25 protein-coding genes and 1 pseudogene are annotated in these 25,359 nt (G+C 69.2%); 16 read left to right on the top strand and 10 right to left on the bottom strand.

The features are described 5' to 3' along the window. Nucleotides 1-1,302 (bottom strand): amidohydrolase family protein, encoded by a 1,302-nt coding sequence (locus tag EL338_RS03105; protein WP_126336647.1) that lies wholly within the window; start codon nucleotides 1,300-1,302, stop codon nucleotides 1-3. Nucleotides 1,303-1,415: 113 nt separating this feature from the next. Next, nucleotides 1,416-2,222 carry an alpha/beta hydrolase gene (locus EL338_RS03110; RefSeq protein ID WP_435404917.1) on the bottom strand — a complete coding sequence of 269 codons (807 nt, stop codon included), beginning with the start codon at nucleotides 2,220-2,222 and terminating at the stop codon, nucleotides 1,416-1,418. 106 nt (nucleotides 2,223-2,328) lie between these two features. Here EL338_RS03110 and EL338_RS03115 point away from each other — a divergent pair, with 106 nt between their 5' ends. After that, complete coding sequence (locus EL338_RS03115) at nucleotides 2,329-2,961, top strand: TetR/AcrR family transcriptional regulator (RefSeq protein WP_126332398.1); 633 nt, start codon at nucleotides 2,329-2,331, stop codon at nucleotides 2,959-2,961. Between the two features lie 88 nt (nucleotides 2,962-3,049). Beyond that, the gene (locus tag EL338_RS03120; RefSeq protein WP_126332399.1) at nucleotides 3,050-4,474 is read left to right on the top strand and encodes an APC family permease; all 1,425 of its coding nucleotides are present in this window, start codon (nucleotides 3,050-3,052) and stop codon (nucleotides 4,472-4,474) included. A 17-nt stretch (nucleotides 4,475-4,491) separates the two neighbouring features. Here EL338_RS03120 and EL338_RS03125 read toward each other — a convergent pair whose 3' ends face one another. The 3 genes from EL338_RS03125 to relZ form a co-directional block, all read right to left on the bottom strand. Beyond that, nucleotides 4,492-5,067 carry a carboxymuconolactone decarboxylase family protein gene (locus EL338_RS03125; RefSeq protein WP_126332400.1) on the bottom strand — a complete coding sequence of 192 codons (576 nt, stop codon included), beginning with the start codon at nucleotides 5,065-5,067 and terminating at the stop codon, nucleotides 4,492-4,494. Next, entirely contained in the window at nucleotides 5,067-5,375 is a 309-nt protein-coding gene (locus EL338_RS03130) for a hypothetical protein (protein ID WP_126332401.1), read from the bottom strand. Before EL338_RS03130 ends, EL338_RS03125 begins: the two co-directional genes overlap by 1 nt. 76 nt (nucleotides 5,376-5,451) lie before the next feature. Beyond that, nucleotides 5,452-7,182 carry a bifunctional ribonuclease/(p)ppGpp synthase gene (gene relZ / locus EL338_RS03135; protein WP_126336649.1) on the bottom strand — a complete coding sequence of 577 codons (1,731 nt, stop codon included), beginning with the start codon at nucleotides 7,180-7,182 and terminating at the stop codon, nucleotides 5,452-5,454. A gap of 74 nt (nucleotides 7,183-7,256) precedes the next feature. On the opposite strand from relZ, the gene purB reads away from it, so the two are divergent. Both purB and EL338_RS03145 read left to right on the top strand, forming a co-directional pair. Beyond that, a complete protein-coding gene (gene purB / locus EL338_RS03140; protein ID WP_126332402.1) occupies nucleotides 7,257-8,675 on the top strand; it encodes an adenylosuccinate lyase in 1,419 nt (472 codons plus the stop codon). 12 nt (nucleotides 8,676-8,687) lie between these two features. After that, nucleotides 8,688-9,617: a tellurite resistance/C4-dicarboxylate transporter family protein gene (locus EL338_RS03145; RefSeq protein ID WP_126332403.1), complete on the top strand. Its 930-nt coding sequence runs from the start codon at nucleotides 8,688-8,690 to the stop codon at nucleotides 9,615-9,617. Between the two features lie 10 nt (nucleotides 9,618-9,627). Here EL338_RS03145 and EL338_RS03150 read toward each other — a convergent pair whose 3' ends face one another. Further along, the gene (locus EL338_RS03150) at nucleotides 9,628-10,482 is read right to left on the bottom strand and encodes a type IV toxin-antitoxin system AbiEi family antitoxin domain-containing protein (RefSeq protein WP_126332404.1); all 855 of its coding nucleotides are present in this window, start codon (nucleotides 10,480-10,482) and stop codon (nucleotides 9,628-9,630) included. Nucleotides 10,483-10,589: 107 nt separating this feature from the next. After that, nucleotides 10,590-11,198 carry a hypothetical protein gene (locus EL338_RS03155; protein WP_126332405.1) on the bottom strand — a complete coding sequence of 203 codons (609 nt, stop codon included), beginning with the start codon at nucleotides 11,196-11,198 and terminating at the stop codon, nucleotides 10,590-10,592. A gap of 74 nt (nucleotides 11,199-11,272) precedes the next feature. Here EL338_RS03155 and EL338_RS03160 point away from each other — a divergent pair, with 74 nt between their 5' ends. From EL338_RS03160 to EL338_RS03180, 5 genes are all read left to right on the top strand, one after another. After that, the gene (locus EL338_RS03160) at nucleotides 11,273-12,166 is read left to right on the top strand and encodes a phosphoribosylaminoimidazolesuccinocarboxamide synthase (protein ID WP_126332406.1); all 894 of its coding nucleotides are present in this window, start codon (nucleotides 11,273-11,275) and stop codon (nucleotides 12,164-12,166) included. Further along, the gene (locus EL338_RS03165; RefSeq protein WP_126332407.1) at nucleotides 12,163-14,289 is read left to right on the top strand and encodes a S9 family peptidase; all 2,127 of its coding nucleotides are present in this window, start codon (nucleotides 12,163-12,165) and stop codon (nucleotides 14,287-14,289) included. The genes EL338_RS03160 and EL338_RS03165 overlap by 4 nt, the downstream gene beginning before the upstream one ends. Continuing rightward, nucleotides 14,286-14,774, top strand: a complete 489-nt coding sequence (locus EL338_RS03170) for a glutathione peroxidase (RefSeq protein ID WP_126332408.1) — start codon at nucleotides 14,286-14,288, stop codon at nucleotides 14,772-14,774. The genes EL338_RS03165 and EL338_RS03170 overlap by 4 nt, the downstream gene beginning before the upstream one ends. Nucleotides 14,775-14,841: 67 nt before the next feature. After that, a complete protein-coding gene (locus EL338_RS03175) occupies nucleotides 14,842-15,546 on the top strand; it encodes a DUF2334 domain-containing protein (RefSeq protein WP_126332409.1) in 705 nt (234 codons plus the stop codon). Between the two features lie 21 nt (nucleotides 15,547-15,567). Then, on the top strand, nucleotides 15,568-17,196 hold the full coding sequence (locus tag EL338_RS03180; protein WP_126332410.1) for an FAD-binding dehydrogenase: 1,629 nt from the start codon (nucleotides 15,568-15,570) through the stop codon (nucleotides 17,194-17,196). A 1-nt stretch (nucleotide 17,197) separates the two neighbouring features. Here the strand turns inward: EL338_RS03180 and EL338_RS03185 are convergent, their stop codons facing one another. Then, nucleotides 17,198-18,403: a cytochrome P450 gene (locus EL338_RS03185; protein WP_126332411.1), complete on the bottom strand. Its 1,206-nt coding sequence runs from the start codon at nucleotides 18,401-18,403 to the stop codon at nucleotides 17,198-17,200. Between the two features lie 67 nt (nucleotides 18,404-18,470). Further along, on the bottom strand, nucleotides 18,471-19,118 hold the full coding sequence (locus tag EL338_RS03190) for an MBL fold metallo-hydrolase (RefSeq protein ID WP_126332412.1): 648 nt from the start codon (nucleotides 19,116-19,118) through the stop codon (nucleotides 18,471-18,473). 40 nt (nucleotides 19,119-19,158) lie between these two features. Between EL338_RS03190 and EL338_RS03195 the strand changes: the two genes are divergently transcribed. From EL338_RS03195 to EL338_RS03220, 6 genes and pseudogenes are all read left to right on the top strand, one after another. Continuing rightward, nucleotides 19,159-19,830: an ATPase gene (locus EL338_RS03195; RefSeq protein ID WP_235666355.1), complete on the top strand. Its 672-nt coding sequence runs from the start codon at nucleotides 19,159-19,161 to the stop codon at nucleotides 19,828-19,830. Between the two features lie 33 nt (nucleotides 19,831-19,863). Beyond that, nucleotides 19,864-20,447: pseudogene (locus tag EL338_RS03200) on the top strand (IS607 family transposase). Then, on the top strand, nucleotides 20,447-21,865 hold the full coding sequence (tnpB, locus tag EL338_RS03205; protein WP_126332413.1) for an IS607 family element RNA-guided endonuclease TnpB: 1,419 nt from the start codon (nucleotides 20,447-20,449) through the stop codon (nucleotides 21,863-21,865). The pseudogene EL338_RS03200 and the gene tnpB overlap by 1 nt, the downstream one beginning before the upstream one ends. Before the next feature lie 84 nt (nucleotides 21,866-21,949). Beyond that, complete coding sequence (gene purS, locus EL338_RS03210; RefSeq protein WP_126332414.1) at nucleotides 21,950-22,189, top strand: phosphoribosylformylglycinamidine synthase subunit PurS; 240 nt, start codon at nucleotides 21,950-21,952, stop codon at nucleotides 22,187-22,189. Further along, nucleotides 22,186-22,866, top strand: coding sequence for a phosphoribosylformylglycinamidine synthase subunit PurQ (purQ, locus tag EL338_RS03215; protein WP_126332415.1), 681 nt, complete (start codon nucleotides 22,186-22,188; stop codon nucleotides 22,864-22,866). The genes purS and purQ overlap by 4 nt, the downstream gene beginning before the upstream one ends. Nucleotides 22,867-22,910: 44 nt before the next feature. Continuing rightward, nucleotides 22,911-24,173, top strand: a complete 1,263-nt coding sequence (locus EL338_RS03220) for a M18 family aminopeptidase (RefSeq protein WP_126332416.1) — start codon at nucleotides 22,911-22,913, stop codon at nucleotides 24,171-24,173. A 7-nt stretch (nucleotides 24,174-24,180) separates the two neighbouring features. Here the strand turns inward: EL338_RS03220 and EL338_RS26415 are convergent, their stop codons facing one another. Next, entirely contained in the window at nucleotides 24,181-24,798 is a 618-nt protein-coding gene (locus EL338_RS26415) for an LGFP repeat-containing protein (RefSeq protein WP_235666356.1), read from the bottom strand. 167 nt (nucleotides 24,799-24,965) lie between these two features. Here EL338_RS26415 and EL338_RS03230 point away from each other — a divergent pair, with 167 nt between their 5' ends. Then, nucleotides 24,966-25,307, top strand: a complete 342-nt coding sequence (locus EL338_RS03230; protein ID WP_126332417.1) for a VOC family protein — start codon at nucleotides 24,966-24,968, stop codon at nucleotides 25,305-25,307. Nucleotides 25,308-25,359: the final 52 nt, after the last annotated feature.

Here is a 25,359-nt window from a genome sequence, read left to right on the forward strand (position 1 = left end):
CTACCGGGCCGAGGAGTTTGCGTGGGCCGCGGCGGTCAGGGCGTCCATGCCGCTGCCGCCGTTGCTGCGGTCGCGTTCGTGGGACAGGGCCCGGATCTCGACGTCGTGGCCTTCGACGGACTTGCGTAGCGCCCCGACGGTGGCCTGATCTTTGGGGATGTGGTTGAACGGCTCGAACTGGTAGAGCTTCATGGCGTTCTCGTGGGTGATCTTGTTGATCTCCTCGTCGGTGACGTCGTAGGTGTCGAAGACCGCCGAGAGTTCTTCGGGGGCCCCGGGCCACATCGAGTCCGAGTGCGGGTAGTCCATCTCCCAGCAGATGTTGTCCACCCCGATCAGATGCCGGTTCTTCACCCCGACCGGGTCGGAGATGAAACACGTCATGAAGTGCTCCCGGAACACCTCCGAGGGGAGTTTGCCGCCGAAGTCCTGATTGGTCCAGGTCGAATGCATCTCGAAGGTGCGGTCGACCCGGTCCAGGAAGTACGGGATCCAGCCCGTGCCGCCCTCGCTCAAGGCGATCTTCAGGGTCGGGAATTCCTTGATCGGCGCCGACCAGAGTAGATCCGCAGCAGCCTGGACGATGTTCATCGGCTGCAACGTGATCATCACATCCATCGGCGCATCCGGGGCGGTGATCGCCAACTTGCCCGAGGACCCGATGTGGACGTTCATCACCGTCTCGGTATCGACCAGGGCTTCCCAGACCGGGCGCCAGTACTCCAGATCATGAAAACTCGGATACCCCAGGGTGGAGGGGTTCTCGGTGAACGTCAGCGAGTGCACCCCCTTGTCGGCCACCCGGCGGATCTCCTGGGCGCACAACTGCGGATTCCAGATCGCCGGGATCGCCATCGGAATGAACCGGCCCGGGTGCGATCCGCACCATTCGTCGATGTGCCAGTCGTTGTAGGCCTGCACCAACGCCATCGAGAACTCGTCATCATCGGTGGCGAACAACCGCGCGGCGAACCCCGGGAACGACGGAAAGTTCATCGTGGCCAACACCCCACCGGCGGACATGTCCTTGACCCGCTCAGCCGGGTCATAACACCCCTTGCGGATCTCATCAAGACCCTGCGGCTCCAGGCCGTACTCCTCCTTGGGCCGGCCCGCCACCGCATTCAACGCCACATTCGGGATCACCACATCCCGGAACTGCCAGGTATCGGACCCATCGGCGTTGTGCACCAACCGCGGCGCCTCATCGACATACTTGGCCGGCAGATGATTCTTGAACATCTCCGGCGGCTCGATGATGTGATCATCCACCGAAATCAAAATCATGTCGTCCTTGTGCACCGCGCGCCCACCCTTCCCGTCGGCCATACCGTTACGCCCCACGATAGCGGGTGCGGACGGGTTCGGACAGGGCAAAGGAACTTTACATCTGTCAGCGAATCTGTATCACCGGTTCAGGCGGTGAGCAGCGGGGCGAGCCACGAAAGTTGCGCGGGCAGTTGCGCGCTCCAGAATGCGCCGTTGTGCCCGCCGGGGGAGAAACCGCCCGCCGGCGGGGTGGGCAACTGCGCGATGAACTCCCGGGTGGCGCCGTAGAACGGATCGGAGGTGCCGCAGTCGATGCGCAGCGGGATGGACCCCAGTTCCGGCAGGCCCCACACGCTGTTGGCCGCGTAATCTTCGGCGCTGTCGAACGCACCGGGTGCCGCGGCGCCCGACGAGGTCCACAGCGCGGGACTGACGGCCGCGATCGCCGCCGTCCGGGCCGCGCCCAACCGCGCGCCGAGCAACAACGCGCCGTAACCGCCCATCGACCAACCGAGGAACGCCACCCGCGAGGTGTCCAGACCCTCGGAATCCAGCAGGGGCAGCAGCTCGTCGAGCACCATCGCGCCGGCGTCCTCGCCGGAGGCGCGCCGGTGCCAGTAACTGCCACCGCCGTCCACGGCCACGACCGCGAACGGCGGCAGGCCGGCATCGACGGCCTGAGCCAGACCCTGCTCCACGCCGCCGGCCATCACGGTGGCGGCGTTGCTGTCCTTGCCGTGCAGGGCGATGACGGACCGCAGGGCGCCGGTCTGGTTGGGCGGGCGCGCGATGGCCCAATTGGTAGTGACGCCGCGCGCCGCCGACGCGAAGGATCCGGTGACCATTGTGGGGGCGCTCGGAGACGGTGCCAGCGGTGCGGTTGGGGACAGCGGGACTGGTGATGCGCCCGCGGTGGCCGCGGAGCCCACCGCGCACGCGCCCGCGGCGCCCATCGCGAGGCGCAGGACCGCACGTCGACTCAGCTCCGACACCCCCGATATCTTGCCAGCGCCTGTGTGTTTGGCCGAAAACGCCCAGCGTGAGGTACCTGCTGGCAGCATGCTAACCGTGACGGCAGCAGTCACCCCCAAGGGAGAACGTCGACGGTGCGCACTGGTCAGTGCCGCCGCCGAGTTGCTCTGCGAAGGGGGCTTCGAGGCGGTGCGGCATCGTGCCGTCGCGCGTCGCGCCGGGCTGCCGCTGGCGTCGACCACCTACTACTTCTCGTCGCTGGACGACCTGATCGTGGCGGCCGTCGAATACATCGGCATGCGCGAGGCCGCGGTGCTGCGCTCCCGGGTGAAGGCGTTGCCGCGCCGGCGCCGCGGCTCCGAATCGACCGCCGACGTTCTGCTCGAGTTGCTGATCGACGACGACGGACCCAACACCCGGGCCCACGAACAGTTGATCTCCCGCTACGAGCGCTACATCGCCTGCGCGCGCCAACCCGCGCTGCGCGACATCCAACGCCGGATGATGCAGCAGCGCGCGGAGGCCATCGCGGAGGCCGTCGACCGGTCGGGCCGTTCGGTGGGCACGGGGCTGATCTCCACGCTGCTGTTCGCCATCGACGGGGCGGTCGTATCGGCCCTCGTCGACCCATCGGGGACACCGCGGGCGACCGCGCGCACCTCCCTCATCGACGTCATCGACGCCCTGGCGCCGTATGACCACCAACGCGCCGCCGGGTGACACGACGGCGCTTCTCGCCGAATGTTCACCGTTGCGGGTCCGCGCGGGTTGAAGATGAGAACCGCAGCCGCGAACCGAGGGAGACGAGATGGCCGAGACGAAGGCAGCCGGCGAGGAGCCTCAGCTCAAACGCGTGCTGGGCCCGGGCCTGCTGCTGCTCTTCGTCGTCGGCGACATCCTGGGCACCGGGGTCTACGCGCTCACCGGTGACGTGGCCGGCGAGGTGGGCGGCGCGGCATGGCTGCCGTTCCTGATCGCATTCCTGATCGCCACCGTCACGGCCTTCAGCTATCTCGAGCTCGTCACCAAGTATCCGCAGGCGGCCGGCGCTGCGCTGTACGCGCACAAGGCGTTTGGGATCCAGTTCGTGACGTTCATCGTTGCCTTCATCGTGATGTGCTCCGGCATCACATCGGCATCCACGGCGTCGCGCTTCTTCGCGGCCAACTTCTTCGTCGCATTCGACTTCGACTGGGGTAGGGCCGGTGTCGTCATCGTCGCGCTGCTGTTCATGGCGCTGCTGGCGGTGGTGAACTTCCGCGGCGTCGGCGAGAGCGTCCGGCTCAACGTGGTCCTGACCATCGTCGAGATCAGTGGCCTGCTGCTGGTGATCTTCGTCGGACTGTGGGCTTTCACAGGTGGCGGTGAGACCGTGGACTTCTCCCGCGTCATCGCCTTCGAGACCGCGGAGGACAAGAACGTCTTCCTCGCGATCACCACCGCCACGTCGCTGGCGTTCTTCGCGATGGTCGGTTTCGAGGACTCGGTCAACATGGCCGAGGAGACCAAGGACCCGGTGAGGACCTTCCCGAAGGTGCTGCTGACGGGCCTGGGCATCGCCGGGGTGGTCTACGTCATCGTCGCTGTCGTCGCGGTCGCGCTGGTGCCGGTCGGCACCCTGGAGGCCAGCGACACCCCGCTGGTCGAGGTGGTCAAGCTGGGCGCACCCGACCTGCCGATCGAAACCATCCTGCCGTTCATCTCGATGTTCGCCGTCGCCAACACCGCGCTGATCAACATGCTGATGGCCAGCCGGCTGATCTACGGCATGTCCCGGCAGCGGGTGCTGCCGCGCGCGCTGGGCGCGGTGCACCCGACGCGGCGTTCGCCCTGGGCCGCGATCATCTTCACCACGCTCATCGCCTTTGGTCTGATCTTCTACGTGACCGCCTTCGCCAACTCCAACGCCATCGCGATGCTCGGCGGCACCACCTCGCTGCTGCTGTTGGCGGTGTTCGCGATGGTCAACATCGCAGTGCTGGTGTTGCGCAGGGACGTTCGCGCCGCCGGCGGACACTTCACCACGCCCACCGCGCTCCCCGTCATCGGCTTCATCACGTCGCTGTATCTGGTCACGCCGCTGTCGGGCAGGCCCGGCCAGCAGTACGTGCTCGCCGGGATCCTCATCGCGATCGGCGTGGTGCTGTTCTTCCTCACCATGGCGATCAACAAGCAACTCGGCATCCGCGAGGGCATCGTCGACCCGACCAAGCTGGGCGAAGCGCCGGATTAGCGGTGGGGCAGTGCTGCCTACCGGTAACCGCGGGAAAGAAGTTGGCGGGCACCGGCGTTCATGGCCTCGGGCCCGGGGACGTGAAAACCGAAGGCGTTGGCCAGCCGGTCGGTGATGTTGAACGCCAGGCACACCGCAAGGGCGTCCTCGACCTGCTGCGGCGACACACCCGCGGCCAGCACCGCCCGAACGGCGTCGGCATCGATGGCGTGGTCGCGGGTGAGCTTCCCGAGCAGGATGAGCGTCGCCCGAAGCGGTTCCTCGATCGGCGCCGTCGTCACGTCGGCGAGCGTGGCGGCGACTCTGAGGTCCTGGCCGTACCAGATGCGCGACGTGGCCGAGTGCGCCGCGATACAGAACGGACTCTCGTTGACCTTGGAGACGAACGCGGCCATCAACTCGCGATCGCCCACTGACCATTCCGATGGCCCGCGCATGGCCTCGTGCGTCAGAGGCCCGGCCCCATAGAACTCGGGACGGTAGAAGGCGAGCTTGACGGCATCGACCACCGGTTGCCGCGACATCAGCCGAATCAGCGCGAACACCGCCCGGCTGCGCAGTCGGTGTCCGCGCTCGAGGATTTCCAGTCTCATCACCGGCCCCCGAGCGCTTCGGTCAGGGCCGCCAAGGCGGCGGTGTGCTGCCGGTGGGCCTGTCCGACCGCCGCGCACACCATTACCTCGAAGATCTGGTCCTCGCTCAGACCCGCGGCCCGGACCTCGGCGATGTCCTCGTCGGTCACCCGGTGCGCGCGGTGGGCCACCTTGTCGATCAGCGTCCTGAGCGGTTCGTCGAGGCCGGCGTTGTCAAAGGCGGCTCGGCGCAAGGCCGGCGGAGCCTTTCCGCCCCGGCCGAGGACCCGCGCGATGAGATCGCGCTGCAGCTTGCGGATGTCCGACATGACGGCCACCTCCCGGGTGCACTCGTGACAGCGTCCTTGTCCATTAGACGCCGCAGGGGCTACCGGATTAAGGGGTTCACGTCACCAGATCTGCCTCGCGTAGCCGCTCCAGCCGGGTCGCCAGCCGCACCGTGCGATGGCTGTTGCCATCGAGCACCACGTAGCGATCGGCGAAACCCGCCAGCAGCGCGTCGTCGAGGCGGCGCACCGCACCGGCCGGATAGCGGTAGGCCAGCGCGGCATTGACCGCGTCGGTGTCCACCCCGGCCAACGCGGCGTCGAGGGCATCCAGGGAGTCGATGCCCAGTTCGAGCAGCAGCCCGGAGATCCAGCTGTAATGCTCGGTGCGCGACCAGCCCGCATCCGGGAACCGGTTGCCCAGATGGGTGGCCAGCACCGCGGTGGAAATCCTTGGCTCGCTGTCGGATTCGGGGGCGCGCTCCACCATCGGCGCCGACCGCAGCCGCTCCCGGATGGCGGAGAACTCGCGGTCGGCGAGTTCGAGCAGCCCGGCCGCCAGCGTGAAGCGGCGATCGAGGTCCGGCGCATCCTCCTCGGGAATCGACCCCTTGTACCGGATGTCGTGCTCGAACTCGGCCCACGCGTGCTGCAGGATGGTGCGCACCTGCACCGACGCGGGTTGCTGCTCACCCTCGGCGGCGATCAGCAGATGCCTGCTCGAATAACCCCAGCGGCCGGTGCTCGCGGTCTCCAGGCCCATGTCGCGGTCGTCGAGCAACCGCATCTCGTCGCCCAGCAGGTTGGCCACCGCGCCCACGTCGTCGCGCAGATAGGTGATGACGCGCAACCCGATCTGATCGGTGATCTCGGAGAGCGGATCGGTGTAGAGCACCTGGCCGTCGATGCTGCGCTCGGCCTTCTCGGCGAAGGACGCCACCGACTTGGTGCGCGCGGTGAGGCTCAGATAGTTGATGCCGGCCTCGTCGAGCAGGGCGCGCACCTGCTCGAGATAGCGGCCGGTGGATTCCTTCAGGGCGGGCCGGCGTTCGGCGTAGGCCGCGATGGCGTCGTGCACCGCCGGCGAGGTCGCCCGCCGCGGTGCGGGTTCCAGATCCTCGGGCAGCGTGGGGGTGACGATGTAGCCGGTGTCCCCATCCCCGTAGACGGTGACGTCGTCGGGTCGCTGCTGCGCGAGCATCGCCACATACGCGCACAGCACCGCGTCGACCGGATCCTCCGCGCGGCGCAATTCGCTTTTGCGCTCGGCGGTTTCGACGCCGTCGCGCAGCTCCATCCACTCCTCGTGGTCGGCCACCCGCAGCAGCGGCTCCCGGCGGGCCAGGTTCTCGATGTGATCCATCAGCAGCAACAACTCGGCGCGCAGCTTCGCCACCGTGCGTCCCGGCTTGGCCTTGTACTTCAGCGTGCGACCCAGCCGGAACAGGGCGATGGTCGCCGGATGGGGGTAGACCTCGATGGCGCGCCGGGTCGACGTCGAGCGTGGGTCGATGTCCAGATCCAGCTCGCGGGCGATGAGCGCGCCGCGCGGGGTCCCGGCGAACTCGGGCTTGCCGGTGTTGGCCGGGTGCGCGCCGGCCTGGAAGCGGCCGAAGTCGGCGTTGAGCTCGCGCTCGCAGTCCCGCTGCCCGGTCGGGTTCACCACGATCAGCGGGGCGTCGATGCCCACCACGCAGTCGCCCTGCACATAGGGCTGCAGCGCGGCGAGGATGCTCGCGTCGTCGGTGGCCGCCCCCAAATAGCTCAGTCGACCGGTGTTGCCGTCGACCACGGCGACCCCGGTGGGCTTACGCTGCCCCCACGCGAGGTCCAGACCGACGAAGTACACCGGTCCACTCTGCCTCATCGGGGCCCGGCTCCGCCCCAACCGGGCCCAAAAGCGGGGCCGTAAGCTGTGTCTTCGTGAGCATTCCCAATGTCTTGGCCAACCGGTACGCCAGCGCGGAGATGACGGCGATCTGGTCGCCGGAAGCCAAGATCGTCGCCGAGCGGCGGTTGTGGCTCGCTGTGCTGCGGGCCCAGGCCGAGCTCGGCATCCCGGTCCCCGACGGGGTCAGCGACGACTACGAGCGGGTGCTCGAGAACGTCGACCTGGCGTCCATCGCCGACCGCGAACGCATCACCCGCCACGACGTCAAGGCCCGCATCGAGGAGTTCAACGCGCTGGCCGGCCACGAGCACGTGCACAAGGGCATGACCAGCCGCGACCTCACCGAGAACGTCGAGCAACTGCAGACCCGCCGCGCCCTGGAACTGGTGTTCGCCCGCGGCGTCGCGGTGGTCGCGCGGCTGGCGGACCGGGCCGTGACCCACCGCGACCTGGTGATGGCGGGCCGCTCGCACAACGTCGCGGCGCAGGCCACCACGCTGGGCAAGCGGTTCGCCTCGGCGGCCCAGGAGACGCTGCTGGCGCTGAACCGGGTGCGCGACCTGCTGGACCGGTATCCGCTGCGCGGGGTCAAGGGGCCGATGGGCACCGCCCAGGACATGCTCGACCTGTTCGACGGCGACGCCGCGCGGCTGGCCGAACTGGAGTCCCGGGTGGCGTCTTTCCTGGGCTTCGCGCAGGTGCTGGACTCCGTGGGGCAGGTCTATCCACGTTCGCTGGACCACGATGTGCTCTCCGCGCTGGTGCAGCTGGGTGCGGGGCCGTCGTCGTTCGCGCACACCGTGCGGCTGATGGCCGGCCACGAGCTGGTCACCGAGGGTTTCGCGCCGGGGCAGGTGGGCTCGTCGGCCATGCCGCACAAGATGAACACCCGGTCCTGCGAGCGGGTCAACGGCCTGCAGGTGGTGCTGCGCGGCTACGCCTCGATGGCCGCGGAGCTGGCCGGCGCGCAATGGAACGAGGGCGACGTGTTCTGCTCGGTGGTGCGCCGGGTCGCGCTGCCGGACGCGTTCTTCGCCCTCGACGGGCAGATCGAGACGTTCCTGACGGTGCTCGACGAGTTCGGCGCCTACCCCGCGGTGATCCAGCGCGAATTGGACCGCTACCTCCCGTTCCTGGCGACCACGCGGATCCTCATCGCCGCCGTGCGCGCCGGCGTCGGCCGCGAAACCGCGCACGAGGTCATCAAGGAGCACGCTGTGGCCGTCGCGCTGGCGATGCGCGAGGAAGGCCGCGATCCCGATCTGCTGGACCGACTCGCCGCCGACCCGCGGCTGCCGCTGGACCGGGCCGCGTTAGATGCGGCCCTGGCGGACAAGGCGGCGTTCACCGGAGCGGCCGGCGATCAGGTGGACGCGGTGGTCGCGGCGGTCGAGGAGCTGGTGAGCCGCTACCCCGAGGCCGCCAAGTACACCCCGGGCGCCATCCTCTGATCTCGGTTGTCGATGTGGCGTGATCTGCGGCCACCGCCGGACGTTTTCGCGGCGGTGATGGCGGCCGGCATCGTGTCGATTTCGGCGGCCGACCACGCGCAGCGCGGGATCAGCGTGGGCCTGGCGGTCTTCGCCGCGGTCGCGCTGCCCGTGCTGATGGTGCTCGCGGCCTCCGGCTGGGCCCGCAGCCCGCTGGACATGACCGACATCGACGTGGTGCTGCGCCTGTTCACCTACGTCGCGGCGTGCGCGGTCGTGGCGACCCGGTTCGGCGGCACCTGGGTGGTGTGGGTGCTGGCCGGGATGGGGCTTACGGCGTGGATGTCGTTGATGCCGTTGCTGATTCGCCGGATGCGCCGCGTCGGCTGGCCGGCGCTGCGCGACCGGGCCCGGGGTGCCTGGGAACTGGCCAGCGTGGCGTCCTCCGGGTTGGCGATCGTGTTCGCCGAGTTGCACCTCCTGTTCCTGGCGGTGCTGTTCTGGGTGGTGGCCCTGGCGGTCTACCTCGGCATGACGACGCTGATCGTCCTGCGCGCCGGGCGGGAACGGTTGGACCGCCACGGCTTCGAACCGGACAGCTGGATCCTGATGGGTGGCCTGGCGATCGCCACCGTGGCCGGCGTGCACATCCACGCGCTGTGGCCGAGCATGGCCGTGCAGAAGGTGACCGTGGTGACCTGGCTGGTGGCTACGCTGTGGATCCCCGCGCTGATGCTGTTCGGGGTGCGCGGTGTGCGGCGCCGCGTGCCGGTCCCCTCGGCGTGGTGGGCCATGGTGTTCCCGCTGGGCATGTACTCCTCGGCGACCTTCGCGCTGTGGCACGAGGTCGGCTGGGGCTGGCTCCACCCGGTCTCGGAGGCGTTCTTCTGGACCGCGCTGGCGGCCTGGTGCACCGTCGCGGTCCTCTTCCTCCGGGGATTTCGGCGTGATCTTCCACGGTGAGCGTGGACGATCACGCCGAGATCGCACGTCGGACCTGGGCGATGACGCGCTCGGGGTGCTCGGTCAGGTCCCACCAGGTGAATCGCAGCACCTGCCAGCCGAGTAGCGCGAGCTTGTTCTGGCGGTTGCGGTCGTTGACGAAATCGGTGACATCGCTGTGGAACGCCCAACCGTCGATCTCGATCGCCACCTTCTGCAGCAGGAAAGCGACGTCGACGACGTAGCCCGCGATCGGGAGGTTGGCCTTCCAACCGGTGATGCCGGCGGCCTTCAGCAGCGAGATGAACAGCCGCTCGGCGGCCGAGCGCGCACCGTCGTCGGCGGCCTGGAGCAACATCCGCGCCCGGGGCGAACCGTACCGACCCTTGTTGCGCAGTTGGGCGCGCCATAGCTCCCGTAGTTCGGTGTCGCGTTGCAATGCGCGGTCCAGGATCGGCACGCCGCCGCGTTGGATGCCGGCTTCGAGCGCGGTCAGCGGCAGTGCGGTGACCTGCAGACCCCGCAGTTCGGTGACGTCGGACGTCGGGAGATCGCGGCGGCGCAGCTTCGTCCCGGGCCGGCGGCGCCCATTGGCCGCGCGGGGGACGGTCACCTCGACCCGGTCCGGCGCCGCACCGATCAGGCGATGCCACCACGCGGCGGACGCTCCACTGGCGGTTGCGTTGGGGCCGTAACTCCAGACCGCGGCACGGATGCGCGCGGCGTCGGTGAACGGACGGTCGTCGGCGAAGAAGACTCCCGGCGACAACCGGCGCCAGCGGCCGGACAGCACTCGTCGTCGGACGGCTTCCGGGTGCATGCCGACGGAAGCGGCTTGGGCAAGGGTGATGACGCCGTCGTGGCGGCGCAGATACTGATCGACCATGCCTACTTAGATGGTGAAACCCGCCCCGCGGTTCCCTCCAATTGCGATTTGGGCGTGATCCCACACGGTCACCGTGGGAAATCACGCCGAAATCGCTGGGGGAGGGGTTAGCGGAGGCCGGCGGACCGCAGCTCGAGGGCCGCGAGGCCGCGCAGCGCGATCGGGTCCTCGCGGCGCCACGCCCCGACCGGGTCCATGCTGACGGCGGTGAGCTTGCGCAGCGGGCGGTTGGCCAGCGCGCGCAGCGCCAGCAGTTGTTCGCCAGCCGGGGTCGCGGCCAGGGCGATGGCCGTCCACTTGCGCCGGAAGAACCGGATCCGCAGGTAGAGCCACGGGCCGCCGACGGCCAGGATCGGCGTGGCCGCCACGGCGAACGCGAGCACCCACGCCAGCCACGACGCGGTGCTGTTGAGGTTGGCGCCCGCGCCGGCCAGGTCCATGGCCGCCTCGCTGGCCGCGGTCAGCGGCTTGCTGAGCTGATCGCCGATCAGCGGCACGCCGTCGACGCTGTTGCCGGCCGAGTCCAGGTTGCGCGAGATCCCGTTGGCTCCGCTCTCCACCTGCCGGCCCACCGCGGCGATCGACGCGACGGCGTCGTAGACCAGCAGGCCGACCAGGATCCAGAACACGATCCAGGTGCTGACCACGACGTCGCTGAGGAACTGCGCCAGGAACCGGTGCGGCCGGGAGGCGTAGGGGACATACCGGGAACTCATGGGGTCGATCCCAACACGTCGCGGGGCGCTGCGGGGGCCGAAGAGCCGAGGCGCCGCCCCGCTACGCTGAGCCGATGCGACCCTCCCTGTCCGACTATCAGCATCTGTCCAGCGGTAAGGTCCGCGAGCTCTACCGGATCGACGACGACACCTTGTTGTTCGTGGCCTCGGACCGAATCTCGGCCTACGACCACATCCTGGCCTCCGAGATTCCCGACAAGGGCCGCATCCTGACCGCCATGAGCGTGTTCTTCTTCGACCTGATCGCCGCGCCCAACCACCTCGCCGGCCCGCCCGACGATCCGCGGATCCCCGAGGAGGTGTTGGGCCGCGCGCTGGTGGTGCAGAAGCTGCAGATGCTGCCGGTGGAATGCGTGGCGCGCGGCTACCTCACCGGTTCGGGTCTGCTGGATTACCAGCGCACCGGCGAAGTGTGCGGCATCGCACTGCCCGACGGTCTGGTCGAGGCCAGCAAGTTCGACGAGCCGATCTTCACCCCGGCCACCAAGGCCGAGATCGGGGATCACGACGAGAACGTCGACTTCGCCGCGGTGGTCGGGGCCGTGGGCGCCGAACGCGCCGCGGAACTGCGGTCCGAGACACTGCGGATCTATCGCGATGCCGCCGAGCACGCGTTGACCAAGGGCATCATCATCGCCGACACGAAGTTCGAGTTCGGCGTCGACGCCGACGGGAGACTGACCCTGGCCGACGAGGTGTTCACCCCCGACTCGTCGCGCTACTGGCCGGCCGACGACTACCGGGCGGGGGTGGTGCAGCAGAGCTACGACAAGCAGTTCGTCCGCAACTGGCTGACCTCGCCGGAATCGGGCTGGGACCGCAACGGGGACCAGCCCCCGCCGCCGCTGCCGCCCGAGATCGTCGCGGCCACCCGGGACCGCTACATCGAAGCCTACGAACGGATTTCAGGTCTGCGCTTCGCGGACTGGATCGGAGCCGATGCATGACCGCGAACATCGAACCGCCCGTCGCCAAGCGCGTCGAGACCCGCCGCGAGTTCCACGGCGACGTCTTCGTCGATCCCTACGAGTGGATGCGCGAGAAGGCCGATCCCGAGGTGATCGCCCACCTCGAGGCCGAGAACGCCTACACCGACGCCATGACCGACCACCTCGAACCGCTCGAGCAACAGATCTTCGACGAGATCAAGGCGCGCACCAAGGAGACCGACCTGTCGGTCCCGACCCGGCGCGGCGACTACTGGTACTACGGCCGCAGTTTCGCGGGCAAGCAGTACGGCGTGCACTGCCGGTGCCCGGTCCGCGATCCGGAGGACTGGAACCCGCCGGAGTTCGACGAGCACACCGAGGTCCCCGGCGAGCAGGTGCTGCTCGACGAGAACCTCGAGGCCGAGGGGCACGAGTTCTTCTCGCTCGGCGCGGCCACCATCAGCCTGGACGGTCAGGTGCTGGCGTACTCGGTCGACATCGTCGGCGACGAACGCTACACGTTGCGGTTCAAGAACTTACGCACCGGAGAGCTCTACGACGACGAGATCCCGGGCATCGCCGCGGGCGCAACCTGGGCGGCCGACAGCGCGACCATCTACTACACCACCGTCGACAACGCGTGGCGCACCGACACCGTGTGGCGGCACCGGCTGGGCAGCGGGCTGCCCAGCGAGAAGGTGTATCACGAACCGGACGAACGGTTCTGGCTCGGCGTGGGCCGCAGCCGCAGCGACGCCTACGTGATGATCGGCGCCGGCTCCGGGATCACCTCGGAGGTGTTCGTCGCCGACGCCGCGGATCCCCAGGCGCAGTTCACCAGCGTGCTGCCGCGCCGCGACGGCGTCGAATACTCCGTCGAGCACGCCGTCGTGGGCGGCGAGGACCGCTTCCTGATCCTGCACAACGACGGCGCGGTCAACTTCACCCTGGTGGAGGCGCCGGTCGGCAACCCCGCCGAGCAGCGCACCCTGGTACCGCACGACGACAGCGTCCGCCTCGAGGCCGTCGACGCGTTTGTCGGCCACCTGGTGCTGAGCTACCGGCGCGCCGCGCTGCCGCGAATCCAGCTGTGGCCGTTGACCGCCAACGGTCAGTACGGGACCCCGGAGGAGGTGGCGTTCGACTCCGAGCTGATGGCCTCCGGGCTGGCCGGCAACCCGAACTGGGACGCCCCGCGGCTGCGGATCGCGGCGACGTCGTTCGTGGTGCCGCTGCGGGTCTACGACCTGGACCTGCGCACCGGTGAGCGGATCCTGCTGCGTGAACAACCCGTCCTCGGCGAGTACCGCCCCGAGGACTACGTGGAGCGCCGGGACTGGGCGGTGGCCGCCGACGGGGCGCGCGTGCCGGTGTCGCTGATCTACCGCAAGGGCATCGAATTCCCCGCACCCGCACTGCTGTACGGCTACGGCGCCTACGAGTCCTGCGAGGATCCACGGTTCTCGATCGCGCGGCTCTCGCTGCTGGACCGGGGCATGGTGTTTGCCGTGGCCCATGTGCGCGGCGGCGGGGAGCTGGGCCGGCCGTGGTACGAGCACGGCAAGCTACTGGAGAAGAAGAACACCTTCACCGATTTCATCGCCGCGGCACAGCATCTGGTGGACACCGGGCTGACCCGGCCGGCCAATCTCGTCGCCCTCGGCGGCAGCGCGGGCGGGCTGCTGATGGGTGCGGTGGCGAACATGGCGCCGGAGCTGTTCGCCGGCATCCTGGCGCAGGTGCCGTTCGTCGACCCGCTGACCAGCATCCTGGACCCGTCGCTGCCGCTGACCATCACCGAATGGGACGAGTGGGGAAATCCGTTGGACAACAGCGACGTCTACGCCTACATGAAGTCCTATGCGCCCTACGAGAACGTGGCCGCCGTCGACTACCCGGCGATCCTGGCGATGACCTCGCTGCACGACACCCGGGTGCTCTACGTCGAGCCGGCCAAATGGGTGGCCGCCCTGCGCCACATCAAGACCGACAACCACCCGGTGCTGCTGAAGACCCAGATGAGCGCCGGGCACGGCGGGATCAGCGGCCGCTACGAGCGCTGGAAGGAAGTGGCCTTCCAGTACGCGTGGCTGTTGACCACCGCGGACGCGGCGCCGACCCGTGTTAGCGTCGGGCCATGAGCCTCAACGACATTGCGCTGACCACGCTGGACGGCGGGTCGACCTCGCTGGCCGACTACTCCGACCGCGCCGTGCTGGTGGTCAACGTGGCCTCCAAGTGTGGACTCACCCCGCAGTACAGCGGGCTTGAGCAACTGGCCCGCGACTACGGCGAGCGCGGCCTGACCGTGATCGGCGTGCCCTGCAACCAGTTCATGGGCCAGGAGCCCGGGACCGCCGAGGAGATCCAGACCTTCTGCTCGACCACCTACGGGGTGACGTTCCCGCTGCTGGCCAAGACCGACGTCAACGGACCGGACCGGCATCCGCTCTACGCCGAGCTGACCAAGGCCGCCGACGCCGACGGGCAGGCCGGCGACGTGCAGTGGAACTTCGAGAAGTTCCTGATCGCCCCCGGCGGGTCCGTGGTCAACCGGTTCCGGCCGCAGACCGCGCCCGATGCGCCCGAGGTGATCGCCGCGATCGAGGCGAACCTGCCCGGCTGACCTGATCGCCACCTGATGTCCGCGTGTCTGACACGGACTGGACATCTGCGGTTGCGACACTGGCCGCATGAGCGGGCAGTTGATCGTGTCGGTGTCGGGAATCAGCGCGCAGACCCTGTCCGCGGTGGACGCGTTCTGCTGGCATCTGGGCGATCGCGGGGTACCGGTGTCGCTGCTGGTGGCGCCGCGACTCAAGGGCGGCTACCGGCTGGACGAGGACCCGGCGACCGTCGCGTGGGTCGCCGGGCGCCGTCGCGTCGGGGACGCGGTGGTGCTGCACGGCTACGACGAGGCCGCGACCCAGCGTCGGCGTGCCGAGTTCGCGGTGCTCCCCGCCCACGAGGCCAACCTGCGGCTGATGGCCGCCGACCGGATCATGGACCACCTGGGGTTGCGGACCCGGCTGTTCGCCGCCCCCGGCTGGGCGGTGTCCGACGGGGTGTTGAAGGCCCTGCCGCGCAACGGCTTCCGGCTGCTGGCCGGATCCACCGGGATCACCGACCTGGTGCGGGGGTCCACGGCGAGCGCGCGGGTGCTCGGGATCGGCGCGGGCTATCTCGCGGAGGCCTGGTGGTGCCGCACGCTGGTGCTCTCCGCGCAGCGCACCGCCCGGCGCGGCGGGATCGTCCGCTTGGCGGTCTCGGCGCGGCAGTTGAGCAAGCCCGGGCCGCTGCAGGCCTCGCTGGACGTCGTCGACCTGGCGCTGCTGCACGGGTGCGCGCCGGATGTCTACCGCTGGCAGTCGGGCCCGGCGCTGCAGGACGTGGCCTGAGCCGTGCGTTAGCGTGACCGGATGGACGCGGATGTCATCGTGGTCGGAGCCGGACTGGCCGGGCTGGTGGCGGCCTGTGAGCTGGCCGAGCGGGGCAAACAGGTGCTGGTCGTCGATCAGGAGAACGCCGCGAACCTCGGCGGGCAGGCCTTCTGGTCCTTCGGCGGGTTGTTCCTGGTCAACAGCCCCGAACAACGCCGCCTCGGCATCCGCGACAGCCACGAACTGGCGCTGCAGGACTGGCTGGGCACCGCCGGGTTCGACCGTCCCGAGGACCACTGGCCGCGGCGGTGGGCGCAGGCCTACGTCGACTTCGCCGCCGGGGAGAAGCGGTCCTGGCTGCGCGAGCGCGGGCTGCGGATCTTCCCAATGGTCAACTGGGCCGAGCGCGGCGGTTACGACGCCCGCGGCCACGGCAATTCGGTGCCGCGCTTCCACATCGCCTGGGGGACCGGGCCGGCGCTGGTCGAGATCTTCGCCCGTCGCCTCCGCGGCCACCCGCGGGTGCGCTTCGCGCACCGCCACCAGGTCGACGAGCTGATCCTGCACGACGGCGCCGTCACCGGCGTGCGCGGCACGGTGCTGGAGCCGACGACGGCCGCCCGCGGGGTGGCCTCGTCGCGAACGGCGGTCGGCGAGTTCGAGTTCGGCGCATCGGCGGTGATCGTCACCAGCGGCGGCATCGGCGGCAACCCGGAGCTGGTCCGCAAAAACTGGCCCGCCAGCATGGGCCGGGTCCCCGATCAGCTCCTCGCGGGCGTGCCCGCCCATGTCGACGGCCGGATGATCGGCATCACCGAGGCCGCCGGCGGCCGCGTCATCAACCGGGACCGGATGTGGCACTACACCGAGGGCATCACCAACTACGACCCGATCTGGCCCGATCACGGCATCCGGATCCTGCCCGGGCCGTCGTCGCTGTGGCTGGATGCGACCGGCAAGCGGCTGCCCGGCCCGCTGTATCCCGGCTTCGACACCCTCGGCACGCTCGAATACATCGCCCGCTCGGGACACGACTACACCTGGTTCATCCTGAACGCTCGCATCATCGAGAAGGAGTTCGGCCTCTCCGGTCAGGAGCAGAACCCCGATCTGACCGGACGCAGTGTGCGGCAGGTGCTTTCGCGGGTACGCCCGGGCGCGCCGGGACCGGTGCAGGCGTTCGTGGACCGCGGGGTGGACTTCGTGCAGGCGGCCACCCTGCCCGAGCTGGTGGCGGCCATGAACACGCTGCCGGACGTGGCGGCCCTCGATTACGCCACCGTGGAGGCCGAGGTGACCGCTCGCGACCGCGAGGTGGTCAACGCCTACAGCAAGGACGGGCAGATCACCGCGATCCGCGGGGCGCGGGCCTACCTGCCCGACCGGGTGGCGCGGGTGGTGGCCCCGCACCGGCTGACCGACCCGAAGGCCGGCCCGATGATCGCCGTCAAGCTGCACATCCTGACCCGAAAGACGTTGGGCGGCCTGGAGACCGACCTGGATTCGCGGGTGTTGACCGCCGACGGGACACCGTTGCCGGGACTGTACGCGGCCGGCGAGGTCGCCGGGTTCGGCGGCGGCGGGGTGCACGGCTACCGCGCGCTGGAGGGCACCTTCCTGGGCGGCTGCATCTTCTCCGGCCGGACCGCCGGGCGCGCCGCGGGCTGAATCAGAACGTGATGCGCAGGTGCTCCCAGCCGCGCACCGTCGAGGTCGGGGCCAGGCGCGCGGTGTCGTAGTCGATGCCCCATTCCGGCCAGCGGTTCAGCAGCTCGTCGAGGGCGACGCGGCCCTCCAGGCGCGCGAGATTGGCCCCCAGGCAGTAGTGCAACCCCTTGCCGAAGGTCAGGTGGCTGATGTTGCCGCGGTGGATGTTGTAGGTGTCCGGGTCGCCGAAGCGCCGGGGGTCCCGGTTGGCGGCGCCGAACAGCAGCAGCATGGCGCTGCCGGCGGGCACCGTGGTGCCGTAACACTCGAAATCGCGTGCCAGATACCGCGCGACGTGCGGGCCGGTGGGTTCGAAGCGCAGGGTCTCGTCGATGGTGGCGCCCAGCAGGCTGCGGTCGGCGGCCACCTGGCGGCGCTGCTCGGGATGCTCGGCGAGCACCTTGGCCAACCAGCCGATGAGCCGGCCGGTGGTCTCGTTGCCGGCGCCGGCGACCACCTGGGTGTAGTGCAGCACCTCCTTGCGGTGCAGCTTGCGGTGCTCGCCGTGCTCGTCGGTGAACTCGACATTCAGCAGCGCGGTCATCAGGTCGTCGGACGGGTTCTGGGCGCGCCACTCGACGTAGTCGCTGTAGATCCGGCCGTCGGCGATGCGGTCGGCGCGGGCGACCTTCATGGGCGCGCCCGGCTTGGTCCGCAGGTTGGCGTCGTTGGCGTCGCGCACCGAAACCTGTTCGGACTCCGGGATTCCCAGCAGCATGCCGATGACCCGCATGGGCATCATGGCGGCCAGTTCGGCGATGATGTCGAACCCGTCGGCCCCGACGTGCGGGTCCAGGCACTTGATGCAGTACTGCCGGATCTGGTCCTCGATGGCCGCCATCCGGCGCGGGGTGAACACCCGCGACATCAACCCGCGCAGCATGGTGTGGACGGGTGGGTCCTCGAACATCATCACGCCCTTGGGCATGTCGAAGTCCGACTGGATCAACTCGAGGATGTCGCTGCGCGAGTTGGAGAACGTCTCCCAGTTCGTCAGGGCCTTGTCCACATCGGAATGCCTTGACAGCGCCCAGAAGTCGTAGCGCTCGTTGTAGTAGATGGGCGCCTCTTCGCGCAGCCGCGCGTACACCGGGTACGGGTCGGCGACAATGCCGACGTCGTAGGGGTCGTAGTACACCGCCGCGTCGGTGGCCGTGTCCGTGCTCATCTGCGATCTCCGTCCCACACCGTCGTGCTGAGCGATCGCTCAAACAATAGTGCGGGTGCCCGCGTCATCAGAGCGAAATGGCGCGTTCCTCGGGCAGCACCCGGAAGTCGGTCTCGGTCATCTCGGTCAGGCGCCCGTAGTAGATGCCGCGGGCGTTCGGGGCGATGATGCCCTGATGGATGGGCACCGCGTGGGTGGGCGCGACGGCCCGCAGGAAGTCCACCGCCTCGGAGATCTTCATCCACGGCGCCGCGGCCGGGGTCGCGAGCACGTCGACGGGTTCGTCGGGCACGAACAACGCGTCCCCAGGGTGCATCAGCCGGGCCGCGTGCTCGTCGTCGCCGACCAGGTAGGAAATGTTGTCGATCTCCGGCAGCTCCGGATGGATGATCGCGTGTCGCCCGCCCGCGCCGCGGATGCGCAGCCCGCCGACGGTCAACTCGTCGCCGACGTGCACCGCGCGCCAGTTGCCGCCGAGTTGCGCCGCGGTCTGCGGGTCGGCGTAGAGCGCCGCGTCCGGATTGGCCTCGACGAGCGCCGGGAGCCGCTCCGGATCGGCGTGGTCCGGGTGCTGATGGGTGATGAGGATGGCCGACAGCCCGGTGATGCCCTCGAAACCGTGGGAGAAGGTGCCCGGGTCGAACAGCAGACTCGTCGGTTCGGTGCCGGGAAAGCTCGCGAGAAGGCAGGAATGCCCGAAGTGCGTCAGTTCCATGCTTACGATTGTGCAGCGCATACCGGCCCGGGGAGGTTAAGTGCTTCGAGTCATGCTGGCGGGAGTACTGGTCGGGGTGGCCGCGGTGGTGACGCCGCCCGCGGCCGCCGAACCGCAGACCTGCCCTCCCACCTGCGATGAGATCCCCGACACAGCGTGGCCCGAGCCCTGGTCGCTCCCGCTGAACAGTCGCTACCACTGGCCGCGGCTGGCCGACGTGGCCCAGCCGGCCCCGCAGAGCCGATTCAAGTTCGAGGAACTGTGCCGAACCCCGCGCCAGCGCGACGACCCGCGGGACTACGCGGTGGCCGCCAAGGCCGTCGTCGCCCACCCGGACGGGCAGTGGCAGCTCCAAGCCCAGGTGCTGCACTGGCGGGGTCAGACCTGGCACAGCGGCGACGTGGCGAACCAAGTGTTCGTCGCCGCAGTGGCCGCGCTGGAAGCGTGTCAGGTGACCGCCCCGGAATTCTCCCCGTCGATCACCACCGCGCAGATCGACCGGATGGCCGCGGTGATCAGCGGCCCGCAGGTGGTGCACCAATATCTGGTGGTCAACCCGGCCAACGCCTCGATCGCCGAGTTGGTGCTGTGGACCACTCCGGGCGCGGACGGGGTGCCGCTGGTGCGCTGGCCGATGGTGCCCGACGAGCGTGTGCTCGAGGCCATCGACGCCCCGCTGTGCGGGGCCTACCTGGGCTCGTGTGGGTCTTGAACTGTTCGGTGATATGTGGATAAACGCCATCGAGTGTGTGTTTCTTTGAGTGTGTGGGCGTGCACGCGGGGTGTGCATCCGCAGCCTGGGTATCGGTGGTTGCGTGGGGGCCGGATGCCGGTGCCGGCTCGCCGTTTGGGCTCGGGGGCGCGATTTGGGTTGGTGTGGTTGAGGTGTCGACTGCTGGGCGGGTGGTGGTGTAGGCACGGGTGTCGTCGCATGTTCAGCAGCGGATCTGGACCGGCAGGTCGCGCGCCTGATCCGCTGAGCTACCGATAACGGGCACGTGGTGGGGCGAGGTGGTGACCGAGGTCGGGTCCGGGCTGGACGGGAAATGTCCGAAGATGCGGCGGATTTTGTCTGACCTGTCTGCGAGTGTGGTGGTTGTGGAGCATCGTGGCCGGCTGGCGCGCTTCGGGGTCGAACATCTGGAGGCGGCCCTGTCGGCGCAGGGGCGTCGCATCGTGGTGACCGACCGGGGTAAGGCAGAAGACGATCTGGTCGGGGCCATGATCGAGGTGCTGCCCTCGATGTGCGCGCGCCTGTTCGGCCGTCGTGGCGCGGGGAATCGGGCGATGTGGGCGGTCACCGCCACGGGGCAGTCCGAGGGGCTGTGATGGCGGGGAAGTTCGAGGTGCCCGACGGGTGGGTGTTACAGGCGTATCAGTACGCGATCGACCCGACCCAGGCGCAGGCTGCTGCGATGGAATCGCACGCGGGCGGGGCGCGGTTCGCCTACAACACGATGTTGCGGGCGGTGAAAGCCAATCTGGATCAGCGCGAGGCTGAGAGGTCCTACGGGATCACCAAGGCTGATCTCACGCCGACACTGCCGTGGTCGTTTCAGTCGTTGCGCAACGACTTCAACAAGCGCAAACACCGGGTGGCGGTCCGCGAGGACGGGACGCCATGGTGGGGTGAGAACTCGAAAGAGGCGTACGCCAACGCGGTCAAGAACCTGTCGGTGGCGTTGAAGAACTGGGAAGACTCCCGTAGGGGTGCACGTAGCGGCCCGCGGATGGGGTTCCCGTCGTTCAAGTCGAAGCGTTCGACCAGGTCGTTCGCGTTCACCACCGGCGGGATCCGCGTCGAGGCGGACCGCCACCACGTGAGCTTGCCGAGAATCGGCACCGTGCGCGTGCACGAATCCACCCGCAAACTCGCGCGTCGCCTGGAGCAAGGTACTGCGCGGATCCTCAGGGCCACGGTGCGGTTCGAGCGTGGGGGTTGGCGGGTCAGTTTCACGGTCGTGGTGAAACGCGGCGTTGGCCGTCGCGCTCATACCAAACGCCTTGCCCCTGTGGTCGGTGTCGATCTCGGTGTCAAAGACCTGATCGTCGCGGCCACACCAGAGGGTCAGGAGGTATTGCGGGTCCGCGCACCGAAAGAACTCCAGCGAGCCAGTCGCAAGGTGCGGGCGCTGCAGCGTAAGGCCGCTCGCCAGCAGGGGCGGTGGGACGCGGTGGCTAAGGCTGAGCAAGAGCCGTCGAACGGGTGGTTGCGCACACAGCAGAGCATTGCCAAACAGCATGTGAGGGTGGCGAACCTGCGCCGCGACCGGCTGCACAAGCTGACCACCCTGCTCGCCCAGGGATTCGACGTGATCGGCACCGAGACGCTCGCGGTGAAGAACATGATGGCCTCCGGTGGGGCACGCAAGCGCGGTTTGAACCGTGCGATCGCTGATGCCGGCCTGGGCGCGTTCCTCCGCCAGATCGACTACAAGACATCCTGGTATGGCTCGGTGCGGGTGCGGGCCGACAGGTGGTATCCCAGCTCGAAGACATGTTCTGGCTGCGGTTCGGTGAAAGCCAAGCTGAGCCTGTCAGAACGTCGCTACGTCTGCGACTGCGGGTTGGTCATCGACCGTGATCTCAACGCTGCGATCAACCTCGCGCGCTATGCGCGCTCGGAGCAGAGTGCCTGCTTCGCTAATGGTGGAGCCGACCGTAAGACGACCGCCCCGGCGGCGCTGGTGGCAGTGAAGCCTGAATCCAGCAATGGAAGCGCCTCACCGCAAGGCGAGGCTGCCTGATGGACGAGCACACTCACGTTTACTCACCAGAAGGCAACGGTAGAGTTGAGCCGTTCTCCAACCCCAATGAACAAGGAGTCGCGCGTGGCGCGGGTGGTTGTGCACGTCATGCCCAAGGCCGAGATTCTCGACCCGCAGGGCCAGGCCATTGTCGGAGCCCTCGGTCGGCTCGGCCACGCCGGGGTGTCGGATGTCCGGCAGGGCAAGCGTTTCGAGCTCGAGGTCGACGACAGCATCGACGACGACACGCTGGCCCAGATCGCCGAGTCGCTGCTGGCCAACACCGTGATCGAGGACTGGTCGATCAGCCGGGAGCCGCAGTGACCGCGCGGGTGGGAGTCATCACCTTCCCCGGCACCCTCGACGACGTCGACGCCGCGCGGGCGGTGCGGGCCGTGGGCGCCGAGTCGGTGAGCCTGTGGCACGCCGACGCCGACCTCAAGGGCGTCGACGCGGTGATCGTGCCCGGCGGCTTCTCCTACGGCGACTACCTGCGCGCCGGGGCCATCGCGCGGTTCGCGCCGGTGCTCGGCGAGGTGGTCGCGGCCGCCGAAGGCGGGATGCCGGTGCTGGGCATCTGCAACGGCTTCCAGGTGCTCTGCGAATCCGGTCTGCTGCCCGGCGCGCTGACCCGCAACATCGGCCTGCACTTCATCTGCCGCGACGTGTGGCTGCGGGTGGACGCGACGAACACGGCCTGGAGCACCCGCTACGAACCGGGCGCCGAGATCCTGGTGCCGTTGAAGTCGGGCGAGGGCCGCTACGTGGCCAGCGACGCCGTGCTCGACGAGCTCGAGGGCGAGGGCCGCGTGGTGTTCCGCTACGTGGAGAACCTCAACGGCTCCCAGCGTGACATCGCCGGGATCGCCTCGGCCAACGGCCGGGTGGTGGGGCTGATGCCGCACCCCGAGCACGCCACCGAGGCGCTGACCGGCCCGTCCGACGACGGCCTGGGCATGTTCTACTCGGCGCTGGACTCGGTGCTCGCCGCCACGGGCTGACACCCCGGAGCCCCGCCGCCGCGCGCAGCGGCGAAGATGGAGGCATGTCCGCCAGCGCCCAAGGGCTTTGTGAGTTCATCGACGCCTCGCCGTCGCCGTTCCACCTCTGCGCCACCGCCGCCGCCCGGCTGACCGCCGCCGGGTACACCGAGCTGGCCGAGGCCGACGCCTGGCCGGCGGCGGGCCGCTTCTTCACCGTGCGGGCCGGATCGCTGGTGGCGTGGGACAGCTCCGGGGCCCCTGACCGTCCGTTCCGGGTGATCGGCGGCCACACCGACAGCCCGAATCTGCGGGTGAAGCAGAACCCCGATCGGGTGGTCGCGGGCTGGCGGGTGGTCGCGCTGCAGCCCTACGGCGGCGTCTGGCTCAACTCCTGGCTGGACCGCGATCTGGGGATCAGCGGACGGCTGTCGGTGCGCGCCGGCGCCAGCATCGAGCACCCGCTGGTGCGCATCGACGACCCGGTGCTCCGGGTGCCGCAGCTGGCGATCCACCTCGCCGAGGACCGCGCCGCCCTGAAGCTGGACCCGCAGCGCCACGTCAACGGGGTGTGGGCGCTCGGCGACGCGCCGGCCTCGTTCGTCGGCTTCGTCGCCGAGCACGCCGGGGTCGACGCGGCGGACGTGCTGGGTTTCGACCTGATGACCCACGAACTCACCCCCGCCACGGTGTGGGGCGCCGACGGGGAGTTCCTCAGCGCGGCCCGGCTGGACAACCAGGCGACCTGCTATGCGGGGCTGGAGGCCTTGCTGGATATCGGCGCCGAGCCCGGCTCACACATTCCGGTGCTGGCCCTGTTCGATCACGAGGAGGTCGGTTCGACCTCCGATCACGGCGCGCAATCCGATCTGCTGGTGACCGTGCTGGAGCGCATCGTGCTGGCCGCCGGCGGCGGCCGCGAGGACTTCCTGCGGCGCACCGCGGCGTCGATGGTGGCCTCCGGCGACATGGCGCACGCCACCCATCCGAACTACGCCGACCGGCACGAGCCGGGGCACCCGATCGTCGTCAACGGCGGCCCGGTGCTCAAGGTGCAGCCCAATCTGCGCTACGCCACCGACGGTCGCACCGCGGCCGCCTTCGAGTTGGCCTGCCGGCAGGCCGGGGTGCGGCTGCAGCGCTACGAGCACCGCGCCGATCTGCCGTGCGGTTCGACGATCGGCCCGATGACCTCCGCGCGCACGGGCATCCCCACCGTCGACGTGGGGGCCCCGCAGCTGGCCATGCACTCGGCGCGGGAGCTGATGGGCTCCCGGGATGTCGCCGCGTACACGGCCGCGCTGCGGGCCTTCCTCGTTCCGGGCTGACCCGGGGTTACTGACCCGGCGCGGGTGCCGGGGCCGGGGTCTCGGCGGGGGTCTCCGCCGGCGTCTCGGCGGCAGTGTCCTCGACCAGGACGGCCTGCTCGTCGCCCTCGGTCCAGGTGACGGTCCCGTTCTGGAACGTGGTCTGCTTCTGGCCCGCCTCGTTGGTGGTCTCGTCGCTGGTCGGGTAGCCCAGGTCGCCCTGCGATCCGCCCAGTTCGTTCCACAGGTCGCGGATCTTGCCCCAGACCACGTAGGTGCCTTCCTCGGAGCTGATGATCACGCCGCCGTCGAACTGCTGGTAGACGCCGCCGTCCTCGTTGGTCTCCTGCGCCGCGATCGGTGCGCCCAGCGCGCCCTGCGCGGTGGCGTCGAGGCTCTCGAACTTCTCCAACAGGACCCCGGAGACCACGTACTCGGTGCCGTCGGCGCCGGCGATGGTGGTCTCGGTTTCGGTGACCTCGACCTCGGTGGTCTCCTCGATTACCTCGGTCTCCTCGATGATCTCGGTCTCGGTGGTGGTGGCGGCGGTGTCGTCGGTGCTTTCGCTGGTGCAGCCGGCGCCCGCGAGAGCGAAGCCGAGGGCGAGGGCCGAAACGGCCGCGGTCTTCTTCGTTACGTTGCGCATGAGCATCCTTTTCGTATGTGAATTTGTAACGTGACGGGAACCTCACATTACGTACGAAGCGAAATGGTTACAGGTAATCGCTGATTGTGGTAGCGATTCGCCGCTGTTGCCCAACGGTCGGCGTAATCTCTGGCCGCTGTCGGAGACCGGCCGTAAAGTCACCGACCATGGCGCTGCTTGTCGAAAACCTGACCATCGACACCCACGACCCGGACCGGTTGGCCGACTGGTGGGCCAGGGCGCTGGGCGCCGAGGCCGCGGCGCTGGTGCCGGGTGAGTTCGTCACCGTCGCGCTACCGGGCGGCCTGACTCTGGGCTTCCAACACGTCGACGATCCGACGCCGGGCAAGAACCGGCTGCACCTGGACTTCAAGGCCGAGGACGTCGAAACCGAGGTCGAGCGGTTGGTGTCGCTGGGGGCCACCGAGACCGCCCGGCACTCCTTCGGCGACGACTTCCGCTGGGTGGTCCTCGCCGACCCGGACGGCAACCTGTTCTGCGTCGGGTGAGCGCCGGTCGCGGCGAAGCGGGCGCGGCGGCGCGGGCTTACTAGACTGTGGC

Source organism: Mycolicibacterium chitae (assembly GCF_900637205.1).
Lineage (GTDB): Bacteria > Actinomycetota > Actinomycetes > Mycobacteriales > Mycobacteriaceae > Mycobacterium > Mycobacterium chitae.

Excerpts from the sequence above, each read along its gene's own strand:
- EL338_RS03110 (WP_435404917.1), bottom strand. The coding sequence starts at position 2,222 with ATGGGCGCCGCGGGCGCGTGCGCGGTGGGCTCCGCGGCCACCGCGGGC.
- EL338_RS03115 (WP_126332398.1), top strand. The coding sequence starts at position 2,329 with ATGCTAACCGTGACGGCAGCAGTCACCCCCAAGGGAGAACGTCGACGG.
- EL338_RS03120 (WP_126332399.1), top strand. The coding sequence starts at position 3,050 with ATGGCCGAGACGAAGGCAGCCGGCGAGGAGCCTCAGCTCAAACGCGTG.
- EL338_RS03125 (WP_126332400.1), bottom strand. The coding sequence starts at position 5,067 with ATGAGACTGGAAATCCTCGAGCGCGGACACCGACTGCGCAGCCGGGCG.
- EL338_RS03130 (WP_126332401.1), bottom strand. The coding sequence starts at position 5,375 with ATGTCGGACATCCGCAAGCTGCAGCGCGATCTCATCGCGCGGGTCCTC.
- EL338_RS03145 (WP_126332403.1), top strand. The coding sequence starts at position 8,688 with ATGTGGCGTGATCTGCGGCCACCGCCGGACGTTTTCGCGGCGGTGATG.
- EL338_RS03150 (WP_126332404.1), bottom strand. The coding sequence starts at position 10,482 with ATGGTCGATCAGTATCTGCGCCGCCACGACGGCGTCATCACCCTTGCC.
- EL338_RS03155 (WP_126332405.1), bottom strand. The coding sequence starts at position 11,198 with ATGAGTTCCCGGTATGTCCCCTACGCCTCCCGGCCGCACCGGTTCCTG.
- EL338_RS03160 (WP_126332406.1), top strand. The coding sequence starts at position 11,273 with ATGCGACCCTCCCTGTCCGACTATCAGCATCTGTCCAGCGGTAAGGTC.
- EL338_RS03165 (WP_126332407.1), top strand. The coding sequence starts at position 12,163 with ATGACCGCGAACATCGAACCGCCCGTCGCCAAGCGCGTCGAGACCCGC.
- EL338_RS03170 (WP_126332408.1), top strand. The coding sequence starts at position 14,286 with ATGAGCCTCAACGACATTGCGCTGACCACGCTGGACGGCGGGTCGACC.
- EL338_RS03175 (WP_126332409.1), top strand. The coding sequence starts at position 14,842 with ATGAGCGGGCAGTTGATCGTGTCGGTGTCGGGAATCAGCGCGCAGACC.
- EL338_RS03180 (WP_126332410.1), top strand. The coding sequence starts at position 15,568 with ATGGACGCGGATGTCATCGTGGTCGGAGCCGGACTGGCCGGGCTGGTG.
- EL338_RS03185 (WP_126332411.1), bottom strand. The coding sequence starts at position 18,403 with ATGAGCACGGACACGGCCACCGACGCGGCGGTGTACTACGACCCCTAC.
- EL338_RS03190 (WP_126332412.1), bottom strand. The coding sequence starts at position 19,118 with ATGGAACTGACGCACTTCGGGCATTCCTGCCTTCTCGCGAGCTTTCCC.
- tnpB (WP_126332413.1), top strand. The coding sequence starts at position 20,447 with ATGGCGGGGAAGTTCGAGGTGCCCGACGGGTGGGTGTTACAGGCGTAT.
- EL338_RS03220 (WP_126332416.1), top strand. The coding sequence starts at position 22,911 with ATGTCCGCCAGCGCCCAAGGGCTTTGTGAGTTCATCGACGCCTCGCCG.
- EL338_RS26415 (WP_235666356.1), bottom strand. The coding sequence starts at position 24,798 with ATGCGCAACGTAACGAAGAAGACCGCGGCCGTTTCGGCCCTCGCCCTC.
- EL338_RS03230 (WP_126332417.1), top strand. The coding sequence starts at position 24,966 with ATGGCGCTGCTTGTCGAAAACCTGACCATCGACACCCACGACCCGGAC.